21 protein-coding genes and 1 pseudogene are annotated in these 24,936 nt (G+C 37.6%); 10 read left to right on the top strand and 12 right to left on the bottom strand.

The window, feature by feature from the left end; translation table 11 throughout:
• Positions 1-10 precede the first annotated feature (10 nt).
• The 4 genes from ACS125_RS18265 to gyrA all read left to right on the top strand — a co-directional run bounded on the left by ACS125_RS18265 (position 11) and on the right by gyrA (position 6,043).
• Positions 11-943: an electron transfer flavoprotein subunit alpha/FixB family protein gene (locus ACS125_RS18265; RefSeq protein ID WP_004790587.1), complete on the top strand. Its 933-nt coding sequence runs from the start codon at positions 11-13 to the stop codon at positions 941-943.
• Positions 944-1,020: 77 nt separating this feature from the next.
• Complete coding sequence (locus tag ACS125_RS18260) at positions 1,021-1,863, top strand: AraC family transcriptional regulator (RefSeq protein WP_312821131.1); 843 nt, start codon at positions 1,021-1,023, stop codon at positions 1,861-1,863.
• Between the two features lie 90 nt (positions 1,864-1,953).
• Positions 1,954-2,913 carry an MBL fold metallo-hydrolase gene (locus tag ACS125_RS18255; protein WP_443273734.1) on the top strand — a complete coding sequence of 320 codons (960 nt, stop codon included), beginning with the start codon at positions 1,954-1,956 and terminating at the stop codon, positions 2,911-2,913.
• A 415-nt stretch (positions 2,914-3,328) separates the two neighbouring features.
• Entirely contained in the window at positions 3,329-6,043 is a 2,715-nt protein-coding gene (gyrA, locus tag ACS125_RS18250) for a DNA gyrase subunit A (RefSeq protein ID WP_004790593.1), read from the top strand.
• Between the two features lie 53 nt (positions 6,044-6,096).
• Here gyrA and ACS125_RS18245 read toward each other — a convergent pair whose 3' ends face one another.
• From ACS125_RS18245 to ACS125_RS18210, 8 genes are all read right to left on the bottom strand, one after another.
• The gene (locus tag ACS125_RS18245; protein ID WP_443273732.1) at positions 6,097-7,743 is read right to left on the bottom strand and encodes an ArnT family glycosyltransferase; all 1,647 of its coding nucleotides are present in this window, start codon (positions 7,741-7,743) and stop codon (positions 6,097-6,099) included.
• 9 nt (positions 7,744-7,752) lie between these two features.
• Entirely contained in the window at positions 7,753-8,133 is a 381-nt protein-coding gene (locus ACS125_RS18240; protein WP_151964208.1) for a GtrA family protein, read from the bottom strand.
• Positions 8,133-9,113, bottom strand: coding sequence for a glycosyltransferase family 2 protein (locus tag ACS125_RS18235; RefSeq protein ID WP_151964207.1), 981 nt, complete (start codon positions 9,111-9,113; stop codon positions 8,133-8,135). The genes ACS125_RS18240 and ACS125_RS18235 overlap by 1 nt, the downstream gene beginning before the upstream one ends.
• Positions 9,110-9,904 carry a ChbG/HpnK family deacetylase gene (locus ACS125_RS18230; protein WP_443273729.1) on the bottom strand — a complete coding sequence of 265 codons (795 nt, stop codon included), beginning with the start codon at positions 9,902-9,904 and terminating at the stop codon, positions 9,110-9,112. Before ACS125_RS18230 ends, ACS125_RS18235 begins: the two co-directional genes overlap by 4 nt.
• A 259-nt stretch (positions 9,905-10,163) precedes the next feature.
• The gene (locus ACS125_RS18225) at positions 10,164-11,255 is read right to left on the bottom strand and encodes an A1S_2622 family ABC transporter permease subunit (RefSeq protein ID WP_440202665.1); all 1,092 of its coding nucleotides are present in this window, start codon (positions 11,253-11,255) and stop codon (positions 10,164-10,166) included.
• Positions 11,252-12,382, bottom strand: a complete 1,131-nt coding sequence (locus tag ACS125_RS18220; RefSeq protein ID WP_443273727.1) for an ABC transporter permease — start codon at positions 12,380-12,382, stop codon at positions 11,252-11,254. Before ACS125_RS18220 ends, ACS125_RS18225 begins: the two co-directional genes overlap by 4 nt.
• A 3-nt stretch (positions 12,383-12,385) precedes the next feature.
• Positions 12,386-13,507, bottom strand: a complete 1,122-nt coding sequence (locus tag ACS125_RS18215; RefSeq protein ID WP_174740036.1) for an HlyD family secretion protein — start codon at positions 13,505-13,507, stop codon at positions 12,386-12,388.
• 11 nt (positions 13,508-13,518) lie between these two features.
• Positions 13,519-15,006 carry a TolC family protein gene (locus tag ACS125_RS18210; RefSeq protein WP_174743406.1) on the bottom strand — a complete coding sequence of 496 codons (1,488 nt, stop codon included), beginning with the start codon at positions 15,004-15,006 and terminating at the stop codon, positions 13,519-13,521.
• Positions 15,007-15,390: 384 nt separating this feature from the next.
• On the opposite strand from ACS125_RS18210, the gene serC reads away from it, so the two are divergent.
• A complete protein-coding gene (serC, locus tag ACS125_RS18205) occupies positions 15,391-16,470 on the top strand; it encodes a 3-phosphoserine/phosphohydroxythreonine transaminase (protein WP_443273724.1) in 1,080 nt (359 codons plus the stop codon).
• A gap of 59 nt (positions 16,471-16,529) precedes the next feature.
• Here serC and ACS125_RS18200 read toward each other — a convergent pair whose 3' ends face one another.
• Together ACS125_RS18200 and ACS125_RS18195 are read right to left on the bottom strand one after the other, a co-directional pair.
• On the bottom strand, positions 16,530-16,676 hold the full coding sequence (locus tag ACS125_RS18200; protein ID WP_004790612.1) for a hypothetical protein: 147 nt from the start codon (positions 16,674-16,676) through the stop codon (positions 16,530-16,532).
• A gap of 33 nt (positions 16,677-16,709) precedes the next feature.
• On the bottom strand, positions 16,710-17,651 hold the full coding sequence (locus ACS125_RS18195) for a hypothetical protein (RefSeq protein WP_443273722.1): 942 nt from the start codon (positions 17,649-17,651) through the stop codon (positions 16,710-16,712).
• Between the two features lie 245 nt (positions 17,652-17,896).
• On the opposite strand from ACS125_RS18195, the gene ACS125_RS18190 reads away from it, so the two are divergent.
• Both ACS125_RS18190 and ACS125_RS18185 read left to right on the top strand, forming a co-directional pair.
• Entirely contained in the window at positions 17,897-18,385 is a 489-nt protein-coding gene (locus tag ACS125_RS18190) for a YaiI/YqxD family protein (protein ID WP_014207405.1), read from the top strand.
• Between the two features lie 7 nt (positions 18,386-18,392).
• Positions 18,393-19,301 (top strand): DMT family transporter, encoded by a 909-nt coding sequence (locus ACS125_RS18185; protein WP_144732157.1) that lies wholly within the window; start codon positions 18,393-18,395, stop codon positions 19,299-19,301.
• A gap of 29 nt (positions 19,302-19,330) precedes the next feature.
• Here ACS125_RS18185 and ACS125_RS18180 read toward each other — a convergent pair.
• Positions 19,331-19,411: pseudogene (locus ACS125_RS18180) on the bottom strand (PilZ domain-containing protein); the annotation flags it as partial.
• 149 nt (positions 19,412-19,560) lie between these two features.
• Here ACS125_RS18180 and ACS125_RS18175 point away from each other — a divergent pair.
• The 3 genes from ACS125_RS18175 to ACS125_RS18165 all read left to right on the top strand — a co-directional run bounded on the left by ACS125_RS18175 (position 19,561) and on the right by ACS125_RS18165 (position 23,990).
• Positions 19,561-20,796: a lipoprotein-releasing ABC transporter permease subunit gene (locus ACS125_RS18175; protein ID WP_004790618.1), complete on the top strand. Its 1,236-nt coding sequence runs from the start codon at positions 19,561-19,563 to the stop codon at positions 20,794-20,796.
• Positions 20,789-21,475 (top strand): ABC transporter ATP-binding protein, encoded by a 687-nt coding sequence (locus ACS125_RS18170; protein WP_443273719.1) that lies wholly within the window; start codon positions 20,789-20,791, stop codon positions 21,473-21,475. The genes ACS125_RS18175 and ACS125_RS18170 overlap by 8 nt, the downstream gene beginning before the upstream one ends.
• Positions 21,476-21,557: 82 nt before the next feature.
• A complete protein-coding gene (locus ACS125_RS18165; protein ID WP_443273717.1) occupies positions 21,558-23,990 on the top strand; it encodes a DNA internalization-related competence protein ComEC/Rec2 in 2,433 nt (810 codons plus the stop codon).
• Here ACS125_RS18165 and ACS125_RS18160 read toward each other — a convergent pair.
• Complete coding sequence (locus ACS125_RS18160) at positions 23,943-24,926, bottom strand: lysophospholipid acyltransferase family protein (protein ID WP_174727924.1); 984 nt, start codon at positions 24,924-24,926, stop codon at positions 23,943-23,945. The two genes, ACS125_RS18165 and ACS125_RS18160, sit on opposite strands and share 48 nt — an antisense overlap.
• Positions 24,927-24,936: the final 10 nt, after the last annotated feature.

Here is a 24,936-nt window from a genome sequence, read left to right as displayed (position 1 = left end):
GGATAAAATCATGAGTATTTTAGTTATCGCTGATCACAACAACCAAGTACTTAACGGTGCTACTTTAAACGTTGTTGCTGCAGCACAAAAAATCGGTGGTGATATTACTGTATTAGTTGCTGGTTCTGGTGCTCAGGCAGTTGCTGATGCTGCTGCTAAAGTTGCTGGTGTAAGCAAGGTTTTACTTGCTGACAATGCTGCTTATGCAAACCAGTTAGCTGAAAACGTAGCTGCTTTAGTTGCTGATTTAGCTAAAGGTTACAAATACGTATTAGCTGCTTCTACAACAACTGGTAAGAACATTCTTCCACGCGTTGCTGCTCTTCTTGATGTAAGCATGATCACAGACATTATTTCTGTTGAATCTGCAAATACATTCAAGCGTCCGATTTATGCAGGTAACGCGATTGCGACTGTTCAATCTGACGAAGCAATCATTGTAGGTACAGTTCGTGGTACTGCTTTTGATCCAGTAGCTGCTGAAGGTGGTTCTGCTGCGGTTGAAGCAGTAAGTGAAGCGAAAGATGCAGGTATTTCTCATTTTGTATCTGAAGAAATCGTTAAGCTTGATCGTCCAGAATTAACTGCGGCTCGCATCGTAGTTTCTGGTGGTCGTGGTGTAGGTTCTGGTGAAAACTACCATAAAGTACTTGATCCTTTAGCTGACAAGCTTGGTGCAGCACAAGGTGCTTCACGTGCGGCAGTTGATGCGGGCTTTGTACCTAATGACTTCCAAGTGGGTCAAACTGGTAAAATCGTTGCGCCTGACCTTTATGTTGCTGTAGGTATTTCTGGTGCGATCCAGCATTTAGCTGGTATGAAAGATTCTAAAGTTATTGTTGCAATCAACAAAGACGAAGAAGCGCCAATCAACAGTGTTGCTGACTACTGGTTAGTTGGTGATTTGAACACTGTAGTACCAGAGTTAGTAAGCAAGTTGTAATTTACAGCTTGTCACTTATTCGAAAAACGCCCTTGTGCTATAAATAGCCAAGGGCGTTTTTTATTTAGATCATCATTATGAATATTAATTATTCCGCTTCCATAGAGGCCCACCAATTGCATCAATCACTTGTAAGATTGGCACGGGCAGATATGGCACGAGATTATTTATGTATTCGTTCGAAAAATCAGCATGGACTGTCTAATATTAAAGTTAGTCAGTTGCACATGGGATTTATTTTATATGGGCAACAACAATTAAATCTTCAAACAAAACAAATCAATTTTAATGCCGGCGATCTATACATTATAAAACCCGATACGGTTATCGATGTAGTTAATTTGCCTGATCCTATAACGGGTGAATATCTCACTATTCTTGTGCCTATGTGTGACGAAGTCATTCAAGCTGCACAAATGATTTGGGCTAAGCCAGTTGTAGATAGAACTGAAGCAATATTAAAGTTTTCAATTGATGATTTCGCTACATCTTTAGCTGACTGGCAAACGGCTTTATTTAATCATGATGTGGTGAAAGCACGTTTATGTATTACCACTATACTTGTACAGTTATGCCAACAGCATTGTTCAGATGTGTTAATTGTACCGCCACCTAAATTGACAAAAATCATTCATGATTGGGTCATAGAGAATCCACAGCACCATTGGCAGTCTAGTGAGTTTGAAATGCGACTAGGTTTGAGCAGTGCGACACTGCGCCGTAAGCTTAGCCATGAAGACACATCCTTAAGAGAAACGGTTACCCACGCACGGCTTACTTTTGCACTTGAGCTGTTGTATTCGAAAAAATTACCTATGAAAACTATTGCGGCAAAATCTGGGTACCAGTCTGTTGCTATTTTTCGTGATCGCTTTGTAGAGCGTTATGGTATAGATCCTGCTGTTCTAGCTGCCGAATAAGTCAATTTGAGCGTTTCTTATAGTTTATTGAGCGATTTAAGCAGATCAAAACCAATAGAGTTAAAGTATGAAGATACCAAGGACTCTATGATGAAATCATTAAAATCACTTACGATATTATTACTGCTGAGTGCCAGTACAGTTATCCATGCAGAACAAACGCCAAGTGTACATCAAGTCGATGGTTACTTTTTACAACCAGTAGGCAACCTTAAGGTAACAGCATTGTTTGATGGGGAACTGGGACTGCCTCGTAGTGATTTACTAGGTATTTCAGCTGAAAAAGCCAATCGACTGTTTGCAGAAAACTTTGTTCCTGTAGATGAGCATAATCAGATTGTCACAGATTTCTCTGCCTATCTTGTTCAAACACCCACACAAAATATTTTAATTGATGCTGGCACTGCAAAATGTTTTGGTCCAACCTTGGGTCATGTACGTGAAAATTTAAAGAACGCAGGCGTACAGCCTGAACAAATAGATACCATCTTGATTACACATGCTCATCCTGATCATTTATGCGGTATTACACTTGATGGCAAAATGGCTTATCCGAATGCGAAAGTTTATCTGGCTAAAGAGGATGTAGATTTTTGGACATCACCAGCGAATGAAGCAAAAGCTACCGATTTTTTTAAGCCAATATTTAAAATGACGAGAGATGCATTGCAGCCATATCAAAAGGCAGGGCAACTCGTCGCTTTTACCAAAACTTCTTTTAACGTACCGAATGTTCAACTCATCGTTACTCATGGTCATACTGAAGGTCATTCTTCATATTTAGTAGATGGACAAAACGGTCAAAAGTTCTTAGGTCTAGGTGATGTTGTGCATTATGGTGCAGTACAGTTTCCTTATCCTGAAGCAAGCTACAAACCCGATACTCACTCGGATCAGGCTATAGCTGTTCGTAAAAGTATTTTTGAACAAGCCTATAAAAACCAATGGTGGGTAGGGGCAGCACATATCGCTTTTCCTGGTATTGGACACATTGGCAAAGGCTCAAAAGGATATCAGTGGATTCCTGCTCAATATCGGCCTACAAAATGACATTTCAAACCTATTATTTAAAGAACTTAAAAGAATAATAGATTTACGGCAAAACAAATATGTTGAAGCTAAATATTATTTATTTTGGCTAATAAACTAAGTTTTGTTCTTAAGATTAGATGAAAAGTGCTCTAAAGAGAGCACTTTTATGTTGTCTATATTTTGGTCGAACTGTTGAGTTTTAAGAAATACATTTAAAACTAGAATTCTCTAATTTTAACTTATTAATTCTAATGAAATTTTTATTGTAAAAAAATGCTATTTTCAGATTGCTAAACTCCCAGTTAACGAGCAGTTTGTGCTATACTATACAGCTATATTTTTTTCGATTTTAGTTCAGTTTTCAGAACTAAATTTTTTGCAAGATCAAGACATATTAGCAGATGGAAATTTCTATCTGTAAGAAGGAGTATGCATGAGCGTATCGGAAATCCGACCGATTGCCATTGAGGATGAACTCAAGCATTCATATTTAGATTACGCAATGAGTGTAATCGTATCTCGTGCATTGCCGGATGTGAGAGACGGTCTGAAACCTGTTCACCGTCGTGTGCTATTTGCCATGCACGAATTGGGCAATGACTATAACAAAGCCTACAAGAAATCTGCACGTGTTGTTGGGGACGTAATCGGTAAATATCACCCTCATGGTGACTCAGCTGTTTATGAAACTATTGTACGTATGGCTCAGGATTTTAGCTTACGTTATTTATTGGTAGATGGTCAGGGTAACTTCGGTTCGATCGATGGTGATAGCGCGGCTGCAATGCGTTATACCGAAGTCCGTATGACTAAGTTAGCGCACGAGCTTCTTGCAGATCTAGAAAAAGACACAGTTGACTGGGAAGATAACTACGACGGATCTGAGCGTATTCCTCAGGTGCTTCCAACACGTGTTCCTAACCTGTTAATTAATGGCGCTGCTGGTATTGCCGTAGGTATGGCAACCAACATGGCACCGCATAACATGACAGAAGTTGTGAATGCATGCTTAGCTTATGCTGACAATCCGAATATCTCGATTGAAGGATTGATGGAATACATTACTGGTCCTGATTTCCCTACAGGCGGTATTATTTACGGTAAATCAGGTATTGTTGATGCTTACCGTACGGGTAAAGGCCGACTACACATTCGTGGTAAGTACCATTTCGAAGAAGATGAAAAGACAGGCCGTACAACCATCGTCTTTACTGAAATTCCATATCAAGTTAACAAGGCAAGAGTTATTGAACGTATTGCCGAGTTAGTTAAAGAGAAAAAACTTGAAGGTATTTCAGAGCTTCGTGATGAGTCTGACAAAGACGGTATGCGTATTGCGATTGACTTGAAACGTGGTGAAAACGCAGAAGTCGTTGTAAATAACTTATTCTTAAATACACAGCTTGAAAACTCATTCAGCATCAACATGGTTTGTCTTGATAACGGACAACCAAAATTGATGAATCTGAAAGATATTATTGCGGCATTTATTCGTCACCGCCAAGAAGTAGTGACACGCCGTACCATGTTCGAATTACGTAAAGCACGTGAACGTGGTCATATCTTAGAAGGCTTAACTGTTGCTTTAGCCAATATTGATGAAATTATTGAAACCATCAAAACTTCTGCTAACCCAGCTGAAGCGCGCGAGCGTTTACTAGCGGGTGAGTGGGCTGGTGGTGGCGTTATTTCTTTACTTGAAAAAGCTGGCGCTATTTCTGTTCGCCCAGATGAAATCGAAGGTGAAAACCCAGATCGTCCATTTGGTCTAACTGAATCAATTTACCGTTTATCACCAACGCAAGTGGGTGCAATTTTAGAATTGCGTTTACATCGTTTAACGGGTCTTGAGCAAGACAAATTACATGCAGAATATACTGAAATTTTAGGTCAAATTGCTGAACTTACGGCAATTCTTAATGATTTCAATTTATTGATGGCTGTGATTCGTGAAGAATTAGCGCAAGTACTACAACAGTATGGTGATGGTCGTCGTACAGAAATTATTGAATCACGTATTGATTTTAGCCGTGAAGATTTAATTCCTGAAGAACAAGTTGTATTAACGGTTTCACAAACAGGTTATGCAAAAACTCAACCACTTTCAGACTATCAGGCTCAGCGCCGTGGTGGACGTGGTAAGTCTGCAACCTCAATGAAAGATGATGACTTTATTCAACATCTGATTGTGGCTTCAAACCATGCGACTGTACTCTGCTTTACTAACGTAGGTAAAGTGTATCGTCTTCGCGTATTTGAAGTGCCTCAAGCATCACGTGGTGCTAAAGGCCGTCCGATTGTAAACTTGTTACCTTTAGATGCGAATGAAACAGTAACAGCTATCTTGCCGTTAACTGAGTTCCCAGAAAACCATTATGTATTTATGGCGACAGCTTCAGGTACGGTTAAACGTGTTGATTTGGAGCAGTTTGCTAACATTCGTTCAAATGGCTTACGTGCAATTGAATTGAATGAAGAAGATACCTTGATTGGTGTTGCGATTACTGATGGTAATCAGCAAATCATGTTGTTCTCGAATGAAGGTAAGGCAATTCGTTTTGCAGAAACTGATGTGCGTTCAATGGGTCGTACTGCTAAAGGCGTCCGTGGTATGCGTGTTAGCTTTGCAAGCAGCACTTTAAGTGAAGAAGATGCAGAAGTTGAAAATGATGAATCTGATGACAACGAAGATTCAGCAGATTTAAATGTCGTAAGTCGCATCGTATCGCTTGTTGTTGTTCCTGAAACGGGCGAAGTGTTGTGTGCGAGTGCCAATGGTTATGGTAAACGTACTCCTGTAAATGACTTCCCAACCAAAAAACGTGGTGGTAAGGGCGTTATTGCGATTAAGACAAGTGAACGTAATGGTGAGCTTGTAGGTGCAGTATCTATTGATGAAAGCAAAGAACTGTTGCTTATTTCTGATGGTGGTACATTAGTTCGTACTCGTGCTGCTGAAGTTGCAATGACTGGTCGTAATGCACAAGGTGTTCGTCTGATTCGTTTAAGCGAAGAAGAAACTTTAGTGGGCGTTGTGTCTATTGAAGCTGTCGAAGATGAAGAGGAGTTTCTCGAAGGAGAAGTTGATACTTCAGAAGTAGATGGTGAAGATGCAGTTTCTACGAATGACGATGTGTCAGAAGAGTAAGTCTTAATTAAATAAAAAAAGGAAGCGTAAGCTTCCTTTTTTTATTGGGTTATTCATTTGTTTGAGTGGAAGATAAACACATCATAATTTCGATAATGTAGTGTTTTAACAGATGGATCTTTAGTTGCAAAATTATTAGGCTGACTTACGACAATCAAATCTTGTTTTTGTGTTAAAGCATCTTGAAGCTGTTGCTCACTCCATAAGTATTTTTTGCGTTGTGGTTCAAACAATACCCCATCTTTAATTTCTAAAGAAGCACTATCTGAATGCACTGTATCCCATTGATTCACAATATATACAGGCTGTTTTAGCTGTAAAAGGAAAGGCACATCATAGAAATAGTAATTGTAGAAAACTATTTTTGTTGATGGTGTCATATATTCAGAAAAACTTGTTTGTCCCACATTATTTTTGGTATCTAAAATACGAACGGCAAAGGGGATTGAACTACACAGAACAATTAAACTGATAAAAATATAGTTCAAATAGTTTAATTTCTGCGTTTTATATAACCAGACTAGAGCCAGTGGAAGCATAACCAATAGCGCGCCAATGATATAAATAAATACCGCTTGGTTTTGGAAAAAAGGTTGATGTGCACGTATGAAATGCGGTGTAGCAGCAATACCTATTCCAACAAACATAATAAATATAGGTAAACCCCAAACCTGTAATTTGGTTTTATAGTCACTTTCAATTACATGGTTGATAACAAGAGCCAAGAAAACAGCGAGCGGAGGCACAGCTGGTAAAATATAGCCAGCTAGCTTAGATGGAGGAATAGAGAAGAAAACCGTAACAGAAATAAACCACCATACAAGTAAGGCTAGTAAAGCGGATTTCTTATAATTTTGAAATACGGCTTTAATAGATTGAAATCTACTCGAAAGAATCCACGGTAAAAAACTGACAAATAAAATAAGCAGATAGAAACACCATGGTTGCTTATTATTAAACTCTTTTGAGCTGAATCGACTAAATTGCTGGTCTATAAAGAAATAATGTAAAAATTGAGGGTATTTAAGTTGAACTGCATAGAGCCATGGACTAACCAATAATATAAATAGCAAAATCGCCAAAGGGTTAAGCAATGACGGGATTTTTTTCCATTGTTTGGTGTAAAGCAACCACGGTAAGAGAATCATACCGGGAATTAACACACCAATCAGGCCTTTACTTAAGAACGCAGCCGCGCCTGCAAAATATCCTAAAAATAAAATAGATTTGCGTGCTGAAATTGTGAAATCAACAAAACATAAAACACTGACTGTAATCCATGAAGCAAGCAGTAGGTCATGGTTAATATATTCACTACTACCAAAAAACAGTAAATTGGTGCCTAAAATAATGGCAGTAAGTTGTGCTACACGTTCTGAAATGTGCTTTCTAACGAATAAGAATAGGCTGACGAGCATGAGTGTAGCTGCTAGCACTGGAACTAATCTCAACACCCAAATATGTATACCGAACAGTTCCATAAATATAGAACTTAACCAGTGTAATAGAGGGGGTTTATGCATAAATGGCAAGCTATTGATACGGGGAATCAACCAATCTCCCGACTCAAACATAGATCGACTAATATCTCCGTAGCGTCCTTCATCTGGCACAGAGAGAGGTCTTATCCAAGACAGAACAAATAACCAAATCGGTAAAAATATTAATAAGAATTTGGAACTACGAAGCCATTGCTGCATACATAATCCTTAATGTTGAAATGCAAAAAAACGATTAAGCAAGAAAGTCACAATTGAAGTCAGGACAATAGCCACACAAACCAATGTTGAAACAGGGGCGCTGAAATACAAATTAGAAAGTAAGAGAAAACTCTCATTGAATAAAAAACCTAATCCAGCGACTAATGTAAATTTGGGTAGTGTGCGTCGATGAGAAATATGCTGAGCTTTAAAAGTAAAAATACGATGCCCAAAATAGCTCACCCAATAGGCAAGTAGAAAGGCCACTAAATTGGCATACTGCAATGCAATGTTTCGTTTAAACAAGAGCATGACAATACTGTAGTGTGTAAGTGCCGCTGCGGCCCCAGTCGTGGTAAACCGCGCAAGCTGAAAAATATGGGCAAACATTAGAAACTAGAGAACGTATTTTCGGAGTGAGTGATTGGGTGTTCTTGCTTAATACGAGAATGTTCAGTTGAAACAATATATTTTGGTCGATTTTTAACTTCTGCATAAATTCGGCCAATGTATTCACCTAAAATTCCAATGAATAACAATTGAATGCCACCTAATAGCGTCATACCTGCTGCAAGAGTTGCCCAACCAGGTACAGAAATTCCTTCAATCAGAGTTTTAATAATGATCCAGACACCATAACTCATAGCGCCTAAAGCCAATAGGGCACCTAGATAAATACAAATTCGTAAAGGTAAATCTGAAAACCCAGTTAGACCCGACATTGCCAGATTGAATAATGACTTTACGTTAAAACTAGAACGACCATGTTGACGTTCTTGCTCCGAGAAATTGATTCCGATACTTTTAAAACCGACCCATGCATAGAGGCCTTTCATATAGCGATTTTTTTCTGGTAATTGTTTAATCGCCTCGACAACTTTTGCATCTAGAAGTCTAAAGTCACCAGCACTTTCAGGAATATCAATAGGCGAGCTTAAGTTTAATATGCGGTAATAACCGTGGGTTAAGGTTCGTTTTAACCATGATTCAGTAGTACGATTACGAATGCCATAAACCATGTCATAACCATTTTTCCAAAGGTTAATCATGGTCGGAATAGCTTCAAAAGGATGTTGAAAGTCAGCATCAATGAGTAGCGCAACTTCACCATTTACATGGTCTAAACCTGCGCTTAAAGCAGCTTCCTTACCAAAATTTCGTGATAATTCCAGTACAACTAAAGGATAATCTTCGATCATCGTTTGCAAGATCGGAATAGTATCGTCCTTACTGCCATCATCGACCACAATAATTTCATAGCTAAGATTTTGTTGCTTTAAGCTGTTTGCTAAAGCTGGAATAAATGTCTTTAAATTCTCTGCTTCGTTATAAGCGGGAACAACGCAGGATAAAAAAGGTTTTGTGCTCATTGCATTGCCCCTAGTCTGGTAAGTTGAATGCCATTTTTCTGGCAATCAAGAGGGAACTGATCAGAAGAAAAATATTGGTATTCTTGGATTCGTGCATGCTGGATCGGATCTTGCTCATTTGGTGTAGAAAGTGAGGGATGGCACATAATCAGTAAGTGGTCTTTTGCTTGAGCAAGCCAATATTGATTCAGTTCGGCATAATCAGTTTGTTTAAAGTCATAGATACCAGCGAAATATTCATTTTGGCTAAACTGGTAGGTTTGGCATGCTTTTGCTAAGGCATTTGAGCCAAGTGCAGAAAGCATATGAGTTTTAAAACGATAATGCGGTAGATAAATTGGATGTTGTAAATTACGTATCCAACCAGTGAAATTTTTCTCTTTTAAAAGCTGTAGCAAAATATCCCGTATGAACGGAAATTGATGAACATGTTGGTGCCCATCAATAAAATCAGGCTGCTTTCCCACGACTGAAACAAATGCATCCCATTGTTCTTCAATACACTGGGTAATTAATTCACGGTTAAGATTTGATGACCATGCGCGAAACATGAGTGCAGGTAATGAGAAAACCGTATTACCTGAAGTAAACGCATGAGTGAAATTTAAGTGTAAGCCAATATCAATTTGATTCGAGAAAGGTTTAAGTTTGGCAGCAGCTGTTTCCCAGAGTTCAGATTGGGTCATACATGAGGTCGCTTGCAGTGCTCCTCTTTCAATTAACTGAATAATTGCATGAGATATCTCTGCATTCATTGCAAAGTCATCTGCGCAATAACATACCTTTGCCATATCAAATTCCGTCATAGAACAGGGTAGCAGAGTTACCCTTTTAGGCTGCTGAAAAACTAAACAGTTTTACTATGGAGAAATTTCCTTAATTTCAACTTAAAGTTTTTTTAAGGTTTTATGACAATTGTTACCAATTAATAATTTGAATTTATTAGTTTTTTTATATTTTTATGGTCAATAATTTTTAAGAAATGACTTTTAACTATCAGATTTCATAGTAAATAAAAATATAATTTATGCTCCAAGTTTAGAAAACTCTTCACTTGGAGGCTTTTAAACGTGAATATGCCCAGATTAAAAAAATAAGACCGATTGTCGTAAGAAATATCAGTTTTGGTACAACTGTGGCTAACGGAACACCCATCTGATTAAGTTGTACAAACATTTGTACCCCATGTGTTGATGGTAAACACCACGCGAACCATTGTAGCCATTCAGGCATTGCTTGATGTGGCCATGCAGCGCCAGTTAATAAGAATAAGGGTACAGAGCTAAACACAATAATATGTCCGGCACGTTCTGGCATATCTAAAAGTGAACCAATCAGCATGCCTAATCCAATCACACAGCTAATAAAAATAGGAACAGCAACGAGTAAACCTGTGAAGTTTCCACCGTGTGGATAGTCGTTGAACCACAAGGTAAAACCAAAAAGATAAAAACTGCTTAAACAACCAATGGTAAATATACTTGCAAAAATTCCAGCGAAGCGAACAGCTGTAATTTTTTGGTGTTGCTCACGATAGTTTGCAATCAACATCGCTAAACCTAACACAATGGTTTGATGAATAATTAAAGATGCAACAGCCGGAAAAATATAACTTCCATATCCTGAAAGGGGATTAAATAAAGGAACCTGATGGATAGAAAGTGCGGGTTGGAAATGAGTACGCTCTCCAAATTTTTCGACATATTCTTTTAAGGTGGCTTCAATGGATGTAGCTAGGCCTAAACCAATTTCTTTAGTTTTTAAAAAGTTCGTTGTACTCAAATATAAGCCAATTCCGCCCGTTTCTCCACGGCGTAAGCTTTGCGTTAAGTTGCTTGGTAAAAGTAAAATACCATCGGCTTTTTGTTCACGAACCATTTGTTCTGCTTGTAAGAAGTTGCTTGTAACGGTAACAATATGAACATGCGGGCTATTTGCACTTTGACCGATTAATTGAGAAGTTAAGAGGCTTTGCTCTTCATCAACAATGACGATTGGAATTGATTCTGCCCGCTCAGCTTTATAGGCAGTAGGGTAAAAAAAACTATAAAGAATGACCGATAAAATCAGAGTCGTGAAAACTGAACTATTCCCTACAATATCTTTAAAAGTTTGCAAATATGCATTTAAAAACTCTTTCATTGTGCTGCTCCCTGAATTAGTTTTTTAAGAAGCAAACAACTTAAGAAGAAATAAATAAGGCAATAACCCATAAGTATTAAAAAAGGAATCATAGAAATGAAAACTGGACTTCCAATCACCCATTGTTCAGTTTGCAGCTTGGCATAAGGGGTATAGGGAATAATGAGTGACCAAAATTTGGTAAAAATAGGAGCATTATTCAAAGGTAGTGTAACGCCTGCGAAACTTAAAGATGACCCACCATAGACAGCGATAAAGCCAAAAGTTTTGCTTAAATTTTTGGTTGCTAAAATAACTGTGCTGCTAATCAAAGCGTAGGCAAAATAAAGTAGGAACTGTGCAAATAGCAATAAACTAAGAGAACCCGCTACAAACCAGCCACGAATTTCAACCAGCCAGAACATCCATAACCATGTCCAGAAACAGAAAATAAGGCTATAGAGCAAATTTTTAGCCAATAAGCCTTGAATAAAACTTTCTCGGTTTACCCACGATGTTAATGTGCCACGTTTCAGTTCTTGTCCAATGGCAAAGGCAACACAGCAGCATAGCAATAGATGTAATACGGCTGGAACCATGAAGGGTTCTAAATAAAACTCATAGCTCATGCTTGGGTTATAAAGCGTGGAGATTTTGACATGAGCAGTAGGAACATCTAAATAGGGGATATTATTTGCGAGATAACTTTGGCCTGCATAGTCTGCTAAAGCATTGAAGGTACTGACCAACATTGCTGAAGAAATTGTATTCCCGACACTAAAAAAAGACTGGTTAAAAGCAATGCTGATTTGAGCATCTTGCGCTTTCACAAAACGCTTTTCAGCGCCGTCTGGAATGAAAACATAGCCCCATATTTTGGTTTCATTGAGTAGTTGTTCCGCTTCTGTAGAGCTTGCCGTAATTGTTTTAATCTCTACTGTATGATTTAACGAAAGATACTTTTCAATATTACGGCTAAGTTCACTTTGGTCCTGATCAATAATCGCAATTGGTAAGTGTTCAGCTTTACCCGCGTAGAACATGCTGCTAAACATAAAAATGATAAAAGCGGGGATGAGTGTCACCATACACAAATCCCATTTGTTGCTTTTTAGATAGTTTAGTTCACGTAATATACTGGCAAACATGCTTTATTTTTCTTCTTTAATTTTAAATAGAACACTCATCCCAACTTTTAAATCTTGCACTGGACGCTCAGGCACAAGATGCAATTTAAAGCTGCGAATGTCATAGCCTCCAGTTTGGCGAGTCGTTTTTATGGTGGCAAATTCACCTTCTGCATCTATATTCTTAATTTTAAAATTCACATTCTGATTAAGTGCTGGAATGAATCCTTCAAGGGTTTTATTTTTATAAACAGAGGCATATTGATTTTCACCCACGTTTAAACTTACCCATAAATCATCATCTTCTAAAATGCTGACAACAGGTACACCCATAGCGACTAATTCAGAAGGTTTACCATAAGTTTTTGAAACCGTACCTGAAATAGGAGAGAGTAAACGTGTCTCTTCCTCTAGTGCTTTTGCTTCACCTACAGCTGCTTTTGCAATTTCAACCTGTGCATCTGCTGTAGATTTTTGTTGGCTCGTACTGCCACGTTTTGCACGAGCATATTGTTGATAAGAGGCTTCACTTAATTCTTGAGCAGAAGTTTGTGCTGCGAGCATTTCATCTCGTCTTTGACGCGAAATGACACCTTGTCTATATAAATTTTCACCACGTTGGTAAGTGGTTTTTGCAAGATTTGCTTGTGCTTTCGTGCTTTGCCAATTGGCATAAAGAGTATCGATATTTTCTTGTTGAGAACCGCGGTCTACCGTAGATTGAAATGCTAAAGCAGATTGTAAGGTAGCCAAAGCTTGTTGTTTTTTAGCTTCTATTTCCGGGCTAACTAAACGAACAAGTGGCTGGCCTTTGGAAATTTTCTGGCCTTCTTGTACATAAATTTCTTCAATACGACTCGGAACTTTTGTGCTTACGTGAATAGTTTCGGCTTCAACTCGGCCTTGTAGTTCAATAGGCTTTGGCTGATAACTTTTCCACAAACCAAAAATAATTAAACCTAATAGGGCAATAATGATCAAACCAATAATCAGTTTAATTTTTGAATTTTTAGGTGGTGTGGAATCACTTTTATTTGTGCTTGATTCTTGCTGATCACCAGCTTGGTCATCTTTTTGAACTTGGTTGGTTTCTGCTGTATCCGCAACAGGAGCATCTTGTTCTGAATGAGCTGAGTCTTGATTCATTTATACTCCCCTTAACGAATATAGTCGGTATGTGGTTGATTAACGTAAGCTTTAAACTCATCAATTGAGCCGTGACTTTGTAGTAGGGTCGCAAGTGACATGACATATTTATAAGCATTTAAAGCCATTTCAGTTTTTAACGCGCTTAATGCATTTTGTGCATCAATTACTTGGGTTGCTGTACCCATTCCTTCACGGAAAGAAAGCTCTTGGATACGTAGGTTTTCTTGAGCAGCATTTACGTTTCTTTGTAAGAGCTGATGACTTTGTTGAGCAGAGTTAAGTTCGTTATATGACTTATTCAAAAGAGCTTCGATCTCTTGTTTAGTTCGTTCAGTCATGAGTTCAGAGGCATAGCGCTTCAATTCGGCAGCGTGAATATTCTTATTTTTATCTACACCTGAAAATAGGTTGTATTTTGCCATTACACCGACAATCCAGTTTTCATTTTTATCGAGAGCATATTCACCAAATGCAAAAAGACTTGGTTTTTTTGCAGCTTCTTGAGCTTGAATATTTACATTAGCCAGTTGAGTATCCATCTGCATTTTTTGTACAAGGCTAGATTTTTGCGAATAACTGGTTAAAAGAGATTCTAGAGACTGGCTTGGAGTGTTGTTTACAAATAAAGGTGTACTTAAATCTATATTGTTTTGTTGATGTAAAAGATTATTAAGACTAAAGCGACTGGCATTTAAGTTGGCTTGAGTATTTTGTAAAGTACGTTCTGCATTATTACGGGCGACTTCAAATTGCATGCGTTGCCCTTTACTAATAAATCCCTGTTGTTCGAGCTTTAGGGCATTGCTGTAATGTTTCTGCATCGCATTAAAGTTAAATAAGCTACTTGCGACCAGCTGCTGCTGTAATTGCACATTAAAGTAACTTTGTACTACTTCAAACCGCTGTATATCTTGTTGTTGTTGGCTTGAAAGCTCCGAACGCTGTGCTTGAATATTTGCTAGTTTTTTTGCACTGCTGGTTAAACCACCTGTATAGAGTGGCATAACTACTGAAATAGAAGGGCGTACAACCTGATCTTCAATGGTCAGATTCGCATAATCTGGAAAGCGGTTTATACCGTCATGTATGGTTTGATTGGCGCCTTCTTGAACTTGTCCCAGCACATCCGATGGAATGACATTGTTCCACTGTGAAAGTTTGTCATTCAGCCCTTGGCTTAAATCATTCTCAAGTTTTTGTTTAAAAGAGCCAAGAGGTACATCTGTTTCACTGTGAAAAGCATAGGCTCTCACATTTAAATCAACTCGAGGTAATCCGAGGCCCTTTACTGCTTCAGCTTCTAATTGAGATGCTTGCTGTAATGCTTGGTTGGCTTGGGTGCTATATGAACTTTTTAAAGCTTGTTGTTCTGCTTCTGCATAACTTAAGCTTTGGGCATATAAATGATTAGTGAAAAAAAAGCCTAAAGCCAAAGCAAGATGTTTAGGTTTAAATGAAAAGGGAAAAATAGACTGTCTATATCGATGTGCTGGCATTTTAAATAACAATTTCTGGCATCCCTTATAGTTTAAATTTCTTGTTATTAAATTCAATTATCATATTGTTTATTATACATTTGTATAAAAACATTTTGATTTTAGCTCCTTTAATTATTGAATTTACTAAGCCAATATTTTTTCTAATATCTATCAAGGTATGTGAAATTGTAATCACAAGTCAAGTTGATCTTTTTGCTTAAAATCTTTTTAAATTTGGAAGCCAGTAATTAAAAGTATAGAAATAACGACAACAATAATTGAAAAAATAAACTTAAATACAGTCCAGCATTGAAATATTTACTTGAGAAGCTGCTGCAAGCTTAAGCAATCTGTGGTTAAATGCCATTTTTATTGTGTTTGACTTTATACAAGGGAAAAATCATGCGCGCGTACAATTTCTGTGCTGGTCCTGCTGCATTACCTACTGCCGTTTTAGAAAAAGCTCAACAAGAATTGTTGGATTGGCAAGGTAAAGGTCTATCCATCATGGAAATGAGTCATCGTAGTGCTGACTATGTTGCTGTGGCTGAAAAAGCTGAAGCAGATTTACGCAAGCTAATGAATATTCCAGAAAACTATAAAGTACTGTTTTTACAAGGCGGTGCGTCATTACAATTTTCTGCGATTCCTTTAAACCTTTTAGGTAAGAACAGTAAAGCTGATTATATTGACACAGGCATCTGGTCTGAAAAAGCGTTAAAAGAAGCAAAACGTTATGGCGACATTAATGTTGTAAGTGCTGGTATTAAAGTAGATGGTAAGTTCGCAATTTCTGAGCAAAGCGAATGGAATTTATCTGACGATGCAGCCTATGTACATTATGCGGATAATGAAACGATTGGTGGCTTACAGTTCGCAGGAATTCCTGATGTAAAAGCTCCACTCGTTTGTGACTATTCATCAAGTATTTTATCTGCTCCATTAGATGTGACCAAGTTTGGTTTAATCTATGCTGGCGCACAAAAAAATATTGGTCCCGCTGGTTTAACAATTGTCATTATTCGTGATGACTTACTTGATCAAGCTAAACCAGAAATTCCAAGCATTTTAAAATATGGTGATCAAGCGAAAAATGGTTCTATGGTAAATACTCCATCGACTTACGCTTGGTACTTATCTGGTTTGGTATTTGAATGGTTGCTAGAGCAGGGTGGGGTAGATGCTATCCATAAAATTAACCTTGAAAAAGCTCAGTTGTTATATGGTTATATCGATTCAAGCGATTTCTACAATAACCCGATTGCAATTCCGAACCGTTCAATTATGAATGTACCGTTTACCTTGGCAGATGAAGCTTTAGACAAGCAATTCTTAAAAGAAGCGGAAGCAAACCATTTGTTGAATTTAGCTGGACACCGTTCTGTAGGTGGTATGCGTGCAAGTATTTATAATGCTGTACCATTAGAAGGCGTACAGGCTTTAATTAGCTTTATGGATGATTTTGCAAAACGTAATGGTTAAGCAAATCAAATAAATAAAGCCCTCAAATGAGGGCTTTATTTTTGAATAAATTTTATAAACTAAAAAGGCACTAAACCAAGTTGGTGCATGAATATGGCAGCTAAAAACATACCCAATACAAAAAAGCAAAACGCACCAGTATCGACCTTTACGCGCAGGCTACTAGATTGAATAAGGCTGGTAGTTTGTTCGGGTATAATCTTCATTCAATAACCTAATTATTAAAATATTAGTGAAATTCAATTAGTTTCACCCTTTTTAGCACAAATAGTCGCCTGAATCCAGATATTACCGCGAATATATTCGCCAATATTAAAGTTTTTATACAAATCGTTTTTAGTCGCAATGCGCACTAATATGGCAGGAAGATCATCTTCTAAAACTAAAGTGACATCATAAAGGGTATATTCTGCCCCCATAAATGTCATAGAAGTTTTGCCAACAATATTACCTTGGAACCATGCTTCATCTTCTTGACCAAGATTTTCGCCATATAAATATGCAACCATTTTAGAAAAATCAACAGTTACAGGTTCTTGATCTTCTGGGGTTTTTGGCTGCCATTCATTAATGAGTTCCTGTAGGTTTTCAGGAGCAACACCATTATGTTCAGTCAAAATTGCATTTAATGCACGGTGATGTTTAATTGAAGCTGGGTCATCAACAACAATTTTCTCGCCTGCTGGAACCGGTTCTAATTCATATGCCCATGCATTAAATTGAACTTGATAGTTTTGATTTTTGTCATATTGACAAGCGTTAACGCTAAATAAATTATCAAATGCATAAACAGTTGTATTTTTATTTAGTCTTAAACTTAACACGGCTTGCGTCGCAGAGTCACAAGTAATGATACGTTCAATTTTTGCATTATATTGATATGGACTTTCAAAACTTGGAAACGCTGTTTTAAGTGCTCGAGGCTTTTGGTTTTCAACAGCAATAATCTGGTTGATTGTAACTTTTTGGTTTTGTGGGCCTTGAATCAACCAAAAAGATTGATCCATATCTTCTTCATGTTCGCATAAGCCCATCGGCATTACAGGTTCATCAAGTGCTAGTCCTAACCATTTTGGTACATCTGTTTCAGGATGGGACGTCAATAGATTCCAATGTTCGCCATGACTACCAAAATTTTGGTCATTTACTTTAATTACTTCTGGACTGTTTTGATTTTTCATAAGCACGATGCTGTTGGGTTCACATTACTTGTTATATTAAATCGAGGGTGTTTACTATTTTTCAAGTCATCATGTGTAAATTCTCTTGTAAAAGCACATATTTAGTCATTTAAAGAGAAATGCGGCTTCTATTTATAAATTAAAAGGAAGCTTCATCTATAAAAACTTGAATGTTGAAATTAAAAATAAGTTTAATGTTTATTTCTACTCACCTTCGAAAAGCATCTGTTAGACTTAGATTTTTAGTGGAAATAGAGAATAACGTGCTGCCATTTAAGCTATGGGTAGACGCAGACGCCTTACCAAAAATTTTACGTGAAGTAATTTTGCGTGCATCAGATCGTTATCAATTAGAAGTTATTTTTGTTGCCAATCAGAATGTTGGGATTACACCTTCTGTTCGTATTAAGTCAATACAGGTTTTAAGTGGTGCAGATCAGGCCGATAAAGAAATAGTTGATCGTATGACTGAAAATGACATTGTCATTACGCAAGATATTCCACTGGCAGCTCAAGTGATCGAGAAAGGTGGCGTTGCTATTCATCCACGTGGTGAAGTCTATACAACCGCGAATGTTAAAGCACGTTTACATCTGCGTGATTTCATGGATACGCTTCGTGGCGCGGGTGTGCAAACTGGTGGGCCGCCGCCTATTTCCGAGCGAGATAAGCGTGAATTTTCAAGTTCATTAGATCAAACAATTTTAAAGCAAAAACGTAAAACAGCTAAGTGAGCATCACATGCCATCGCAAACCAATTTGGCTTTAACTTATGCCTTGTTAGTGTTCATTTGGGCAACCACTCCATTGGCTATTGTTTGGAGTGTGTCTGATTTACATCTGATGTGGGCATTGTTGTTACGCTTTTTTATTGCATTGCCTTTGGCAGTAATCATATTACTGATTTTAAGAACACCTTTTCCGACTCATCGACAAGCAATTCATAGCTACATTGCTGGATCTTTTAGCTTAATTGGTTCCCAAATTTTTACTTATGCCGCAACCCAATATTTAAGTTCAGGCATGATTGCACTTATGTTTGGCTTAGCCCCTATTATGGCAGGGCTTATTGGTCGGTTTGCATTTGGCCAGCAACTTTATAAGCTGCAATGGCTGGGCATGGCAATTGCTGTCAGTGGGTTAGCGATTATTTGTTTGAGCGGTGCAAATCAGCACGTGCATCCGTTTGGTATTGTCCTTATGCTGATCAGTGTGTTTGTTTATTCTTTTTCAATTTTCTGGGTTAAGAAAGTTAATGCTCAGATTCAGCCAATGGCTCAGGCAACAGGTTCTATTTTAGTGTCTTCTATTTTTGCTAGTTGTTTTATTCCATTTATTTGGCAATATGCACCGACACATTTGCCAGAAGCTAAATCTTTATTTGCCCTAATTTATACGGTACTGATGGCTTCATTAGTCGCCATGTTTTGTTATTTCAAACTTATACAAAATATTCAGCCAACGACTTTATCTTTAACGACAGTAATTACACCAATGTTAGCGATGATGATTGGAGCTGCCTTAAATCATGAACAACTTTCGATTATGGTTTTTGTAGGGGCTTTAATTATCTTGTCTGGACTCTTTTTATATTTCTATAAAGACATTCAGGCAAACCGGAACTTTGCTCAACATATGAAGTCTAAATAGGAGAAGATTGGGGTAATTTGTTGAGCTTATTCATTAAATTGTTCTAATTCGTAGCGAAATGCATGATCAAATTGATCTCCTAACTTAAGTAGTAGAAAATAGCGCAGCAATATAATATTAGGATTGTTAAGGGAAGATCAGAACTTACTGATTTTTAAACCTTAATACAGCATCTAACGATATGGCCAAATAGTAAATGTGAATGTAATTTGACATTAGCATCTGCTATTTCCCATCAATCACCTTGGATTTAGAAGGTATGTTTAAACCAATCTCACTGTATATAGGGTTGAGATATACTCGCGCAAGACGCAGTAATCATTTTATTTCTTTTATTGCATTGGTTTCGATGGTCGGTTTGACACTAGGTGTCGCAGTGCTGATTACGGTACTTTCTGTAATGAACGGTTTCGATCGCGAATTGAAAAACCGTGTTTTGGGAATGGTGCCGCAAGCGACAGTTTCATCTACACAAATCCTCACGGATTGGCCTGAACTGGTAAAACGAGTTGAACATCATCCACATGTAACTGGGGTTGCACCTTTTACCCAATTGCAAGGTATGTTAACCGCGCAAGGGCAAGTCGCTGGTATTATGGTGACGGGTATTGACCCAAAATATGAAAAGAATGTTTCTATTATTCAAAATCATATTGTTGCCGGGAGTCTAGATTCACTTAAAAAGGGTGAGTTTGGTATTGTGCTTGGTAAAGATATGGCTGATTCATTGGGCTTACGTCTAAATGACAGTGTGACATTAGTTTTACCTGAAGCAACGCCATCTCCAGCCGGTGTTGTACCTCGTTTCAAGCGTTTTAAAGTGGTTGGTATTTTTAGTGTAGGCGCTGAAGTCGACTCTATGGTGGGTTATATCGCCCTATATGATGCTTCAACCTTATTACGCTTACCTGATGGTGCTCAAGGTGTTCGTTTAAAACTAGATGATATTTTTGCCGCGCCACAAGTTGCAGATGATTTGGTAAAAAGTTTACCAAGCAATTTCTATGCAACGAACTGGACCTATACGCATGGCAATCTGTTTAATGCCATTCAAATGGAAAAAACACTCGTTGGTTTATTGCTTGTACTTATCATTGTGGTTGCAGCATTTAATATTGTTTCGTCGTTAGTCATGGTTGTGACTGATAAAAAATCAGATATTGCCATTTTACGTACATTAGGCGCTTCCCCATCAATGATTACTAAAATCTTTATGGTGCAGGGTACTGTCATTGGTGTGATTGGTACAGTTGCTGGTACAGTTTTAGGTGTAATTTTAGCTTTAACCATTAGTGATATCATTTCATGGTTTAACAATGTATTGGGCTTAAATCTATTTGATGCTTACTTCGTGCATTACCTTCCTTCTTATTTAAGATGGCAAGATGTGACGATTATCGTGATTGTTTCTTTACTTTTAAGCTTCTTGGCGACTATCTATCCGGCGCTTCGTGCTGCCAAAGTTCAACCTGCCGAGGCACTGCGCTATGAGTAAAATTGTTTTAGAAGCGAAAGAAATATATAAACATTTTGATGACGGTAAATCTAAGGTTGAAGTCATTAAAGGTCTTTCTTTACAAGTTGAAGCAGGACAGTTTGTTTCGATTGTTGGTGCGAGTGGTTCAGGTAAAAGTACTTTGCTTCATGCGTTAGGTGGTCTAGAGCAACCAACACAAGGACAAGTATTCTTAAATGGTCAGCGTTTTGATAATTTAGGTGAAGCCGAGCGTGGTTTTCAACGGAACAAATACCTTGGTTTTGTTTATCAATTCCACCACTTATTACCTGAGTTTTCTGCGCTTGAAAATGTGGCAATGCCTTTAATGCTTCGAGCAGACAGTCAATACAAATCGGTAAAAGTGCAAGCTGAATATTTACTAGATCGAGTGGGATTATCTCACCGTATGGATCATAAACCTGGTGAGCTTTCAGGTGGTGAGCGCCAACGTGTTGCTTTGGCGCGTGCTTTAGTCACTAAACCTGCCGTAGTTTTAGCGGATGAGCCAACGGGTAATTTGGACCGTAAAACAGCTCTAGGTATTTTTGAGTTACTGACCGATCTTAAGAAAGAACTCAACATGGCAATGTTAATTGTGACCCATGATGAGCATTTAGCTCAGGCTGCTGATTCTATTTTGCATATGCAAGATGGACTCTGGGTGAGTGGTTCTTAAAAATTGTCATTAAATCACATTGTTAAAGCCCACTCAGTTGGGCTTTAATTTTGCCCCTAAAAAGATAACGATATGATTTTAAATGTTAAAGCTTATTTTATTGGGGTGGGTTGTAGGTATTGCATTTATGGGAATAGATCTTCCTCTCATAATGCAATATGGTTGGATTGGTAAAGTTTTGCTCTTTATCTGTTTAATGTTTTATATTTTTAAGCGGCATCTTGTTGTAAATCGTCCCATATTAAAAGGAGTTTATTATTTAATCTGTGGTCTAAGCCTTTTTGTTATAGGCCATCAGTATGCTCAGCATGCCTTAAATGAAAGACTACAACTACGGGAGATGCAACCTGAGTCTTTAGAGATTGTGGTTTATATAGACCGAATAAGTGAAGAAAAAGATAATAAGACACAGCAACTCGCTCAGGTTCTAGGGCGGTCATCCCATACGGTGAATTGGTTGCTATATTTAAAAAATAAAAATGAGAGGGCATTAATAGAGGGGCCAAAATTACAATTAGGTCATTACTATCGAATTTCGGGTAAAACCAGACCAGCTCATAGTTATGCAGTATCAGGTGCTTTTGATCAAGAACAATGGTTCATTCAACGAAACATAATGTCAGGTTTTAGTGTTCAGCATATTGAGCCTTTAAACTCGAATGAAATTTATCGGTTGGGTTATCAAAGTCACTTAAAACAGCAACAAAATTTTTTGACTAGACAACAATTAAATATAGAAAAACTCCGTCTAAAATTTAGATTAATGCTAAAAAAATCTCCATTTCAGAATAAAGGATTGTTATTAGCGCTTCTAACAGGGGATGAAAGTCTCTTAAATGAAGACATTAAAAATCAATTTAAACAGTTAGGAATCTCTCATTTGTTGGCCATTTCAGGGCCTCATGTCCTCATTTTTGCAATCTTGTTATCTTGGGGATTACATCAATTAGTACGACGTTATTATCCCCAGCTTTATTTGTGGCAACCCAAACAAATATGGGCAATGATTCCGTTATGTTTTGGAGTATTGATTTATACATCTTTTGTCGGCTTTGAAATTCCAGCCTTAAGAACGTTACTCTCAGTATTTTTATTTGCCTTTTTATTGTTGGTCAAACTGCCAGTTAAGCCATTTTCGCTCTTGGTTTATAGCGCAAGTCTACTTTTACTTTTTGATCCATTTAGTGTTTTATCAGCAGGTTTTTGGCTCTCTTATGGTTCTTGCTTTATTTTATTACGCATTTATCAAACCATAGTACAGGCACCAAATCTTGCCTCATTGAGTTTGCTATCTAGAATAATGCTTTTAGCTAAAACCCTAATTGAATCTCAGGGCAAAATATTTATTGCTCTATGTCCTCTAATGTTGATTTTCTTTCAGCAGATTTCATGGGTAGCACCTCTTACAAATATTATTGCTGTTCCTCTGTTAGGAGGAGTTATTGTTCCTTTAAATATTTTCGCTGCTTGTGTGTGGCTTATTTTTAATTCACTTGGAAATGTGCTCTTTCAGATTAATGATATTTTGCTCAGTATGGTGCTGACATGTTTTAGTCTTTTAGAGAAATTATCTCTACCGTTGCAAGGTTTTAGTCTGACACCACTGGCTTTGATAGGCTTAAGCTGTGCCATTATTATTTTATTTTTACCACGTGGTGTTTTACCAAAATCTTGGAGTCTTATTTGTTGTTTACCCTTAGTCATTCCGAATAAAACCTTTCAGCAAATTCAATTAAATATTATAGATGTAGGCCAAGGACAAGCGATTTTTCTACAATATCCAGAGCAGACATGGTTAATTGATACGGGTGGTTCTTATGATGAGAAGGCTTTCAGTATTGGTCAAAATGTAGTAATTCCATATTTACGTCAGAAAGGTATTAAGCAACTAGATCATGTGGTGTTATCTCATCTTGACCAAGATCATAGTGGGGCATTTCCTTTTATCGCTCAGGCTTTTCCTATCAAACAAGTCATATCAAATCAGCTATGGGCAGAGCAGGTGAAAGAACCATTTAGCTATTGTCATCAAGGGCAAAAATGGCAATATCCACAGTTAGATATTGAGATACTTTGGCCTAAAGAAAATGATTTAAATTTAGTTCCTTCTAATCAAAATGAATATTCTTGTGTCGTTTATATTCATTTAAAACAAGTAGGGGGTTATCAGAATTATTTAATTATGGGGGATGCGGGATGGGAAGCCGAATATCAATTGATAAAAGAATATCCTGATTTAAAAGTAGATGTTTTGGTCTTAGGTCATCATGGTAGTAAGCATAGTTCAGCCTATGACTTCTTGGCGACGTTAAACCCCAAGCTTGTTATTGCGTCTGCCGGCTTTAATAACCGATATGGTCATCCAAGCAAAGAGGTTTTAGCGAGAATACAAGAACTTAATATTCCATTTAAAACCACAGTTGAGCAAGGAACATTAAGTTTTGTATCTGAGAATCATCAAATGATTTTATACACTCGACGTTTCAAGCGTACTTGGCTTCACAGAAATTTGTGAAGCTTCTGCTTTAAGCTTATCCACAATTTGAAGAGCTTCAGTTGGATCAATATTATAAATATTATCTAAAGCAGGATTTGCTTTAAAACGTTTATAGCTCCAATGGTAATGTTCTGGATAACGATGGATAAGTTGTTCAATAGCCTGATGAATGACATAAGTTCCATCATCTGCACTACCTTCGTAGATTTTCTCATCCATAGGTTCAACGTGCATCGTAAAACCGTCATTTTCGTTACGAATCGCGTAAAGGAATAAAGCTCTTGCTTTAGTCTTTTGAATAAGCTTGGTACTTAAATTACTTGAGGCAAGGGGAACACCAAAATAATTGATCATACTGCCGCCGACGTTAGGCGTATGGTCAGGCAAAATTACGGTAGTTTCACCTTGTTTTAAAGCTTTAAAAATTTGTCTTACACCAGTTTCGTCAGTAGGAACCAAGTGAGCTTGTTCACGACTACGTGCTTCTCGAACAAAACGGTCTGCATCTTCATTCTTTACTGGCTTGTATAAAATTGTCATTGAAGTGAATTGTGAACACCAAGCATTCAGGATTTCCCATGTACCAAAATGTGGAACAATCAAAACCACACCTTTTTTTGCTGCAAGTGCTTCGTGAAAGTAATGCTCACCTTCAATATGATGAATTCTTTCGATATTCTTACTATTTGATGAGCCCCAAATACTTAAAAATTCAAAGTATGAGGTGACTTCATTACGAATAGCTTGTTGCGTAATTTCTATTCGCTGCTGTGGCGTTAAATGTGGAAGGGCGATTTGTAGATTTAGTTCTATACTTTTTGATGTTTTAGTAATTTTTAAAGTATTGATTAACCCTGCCAACATACGAGCAAGAAAACGTCCAAATTGAATTGGCTGGCGGCTAAAAGTTTTGAGTAGGTAGTAGTTCATGCTTTTTGTATCTAATTTGGTCATCTATCGCGGT

It is taken from the genome of Acinetobacter sp. PFS20, from assembly GCF_052261015.1.
In the GTDB taxonomy this organism is placed as follows: Bacteria; Pseudomonadota; Gammaproteobacteria; order Pseudomonadales; family Moraxellaceae; genus Acinetobacter.
Note: the sequence above shows the minus strand (reverse complement) of the source record. Positions and strands in the feature narration are given on the sequence as shown.

What these genes read in the sequence shown, in the direction of transcription:
- ACS125_RS18255 (WP_443273734.1), top strand. Translation starts at nt 1,954, where the DNA reads ATGAAATCATTAAAATCACTTACGATATTATTACTGCTGAGTGCCAGT.
- ACS125_RS18225 (WP_440202665.1), bottom strand. Translation starts at nt 11,255, where the DNA reads ATGAAAGAGTTTTTAAATGCATATTTGCAAACTTTTAAAGATATTGTA.
- ACS125_RS18215 (WP_174740036.1), bottom strand. Translation starts at nt 13,507, where the DNA reads ATGAATCAAGACTCAGCTCATTCAGAACAAGATGCTCCTGTTGCGGAT.
- ACS125_RS18220 (WP_443273727.1), bottom strand. Translation starts at nt 12,382, where the DNA reads ATGTTTGCCAGTATATTACGTGAACTAAACTATCTAAAAAGCAACAAA.
- ACS125_RS18160 (WP_174727924.1), bottom strand. Translation starts at nt 24,926, where the DNA reads ATGACCAAATTAGATACAAAAAGCATGAACTACTACCTACTCAAAACT.
- ACS125_RS18195 (WP_443273722.1), bottom strand. Translation starts at nt 17,651, where the DNA reads ATGAAAAATCAAAACAGTCCAGAAGTAATTAAAGTAAATGACCAAAAT.
- gyrA (WP_004790593.1), top strand. Translation starts at nt 3,329, where the DNA reads ATGAGCGTATCGGAAATCCGACCGATTGCCATTGAGGATGAACTCAAG.
- ACS125_RS18200 (WP_004790612.1), bottom strand. Translation starts at nt 16,676, where the DNA reads ATGAAGATTATACCCGAACAAACTACCAGCCTTATTCAATCTAGTAGC.
- ACS125_RS18260 (WP_312821131.1), top strand. Translation starts at nt 1,021, where the DNA reads ATGAATATTAATTATTCCGCTTCCATAGAGGCCCACCAATTGCATCAA.
- ACS125_RS18185 (WP_144732157.1), top strand. Translation starts at nt 18,393, where the DNA reads ATGCCATCGCAAACCAATTTGGCTTTAACTTATGCCTTGTTAGTGTTC.
- ACS125_RS18230 (WP_443273729.1), bottom strand. Translation starts at nt 9,904, where the DNA reads ATGGCAAAGGTATGTTATTGCGCAGATGACTTTGCAATGAATGCAGAG.
- ACS125_RS18265 (WP_004790587.1), top strand. Translation starts at nt 11, where the DNA reads ATGAGTATTTTAGTTATCGCTGATCACAACAACCAAGTACTTAACGGT.
- ACS125_RS18165 (WP_443273717.1), top strand. Translation starts at nt 21,558, where the DNA reads ATGTTAAAGCTTATTTTATTGGGGTGGGTTGTAGGTATTGCATTTATG.
- ACS125_RS18175 (WP_004790618.1), top strand. Translation starts at nt 19,561, where the DNA reads ATGTTTAAACCAATCTCACTGTATATAGGGTTGAGATATACTCGCGCA.
- ACS125_RS18210 (WP_174743406.1), bottom strand. Translation starts at nt 15,006, where the DNA reads ATGCCAGCACATCGATATAGACAGTCTATTTTTCCCTTTTCATTTAAA.
- ACS125_RS18170 (WP_443273719.1), top strand. Translation starts at nt 20,789, where the DNA reads ATGAGTAAAATTGTTTTAGAAGCGAAAGAAATATATAAACATTTTGAT.
- serC (WP_443273724.1), top strand. Translation starts at nt 15,391, where the DNA reads ATGCGCGCGTACAATTTCTGTGCTGGTCCTGCTGCATTACCTACTGCC.
- ACS125_RS18245 (WP_443273732.1), bottom strand. Translation starts at nt 7,743, where the DNA reads ATGCAGCAATGGCTTCGTAGTTCCAAATTCTTATTAATATTTTTACCG.
- ACS125_RS18240 (WP_151964208.1), bottom strand. Translation starts at nt 8,133, where the DNA reads ATGTTTGCCCATATTTTTCAGCTTGCGCGGTTTACCACGACTGGGGCC.
- ACS125_RS18235 (WP_151964207.1), bottom strand. Translation starts at nt 9,113, where the DNA reads ATGAGCACAAAACCTTTTTTATCCTGCGTTGTTCCCGCTTATAACGAA.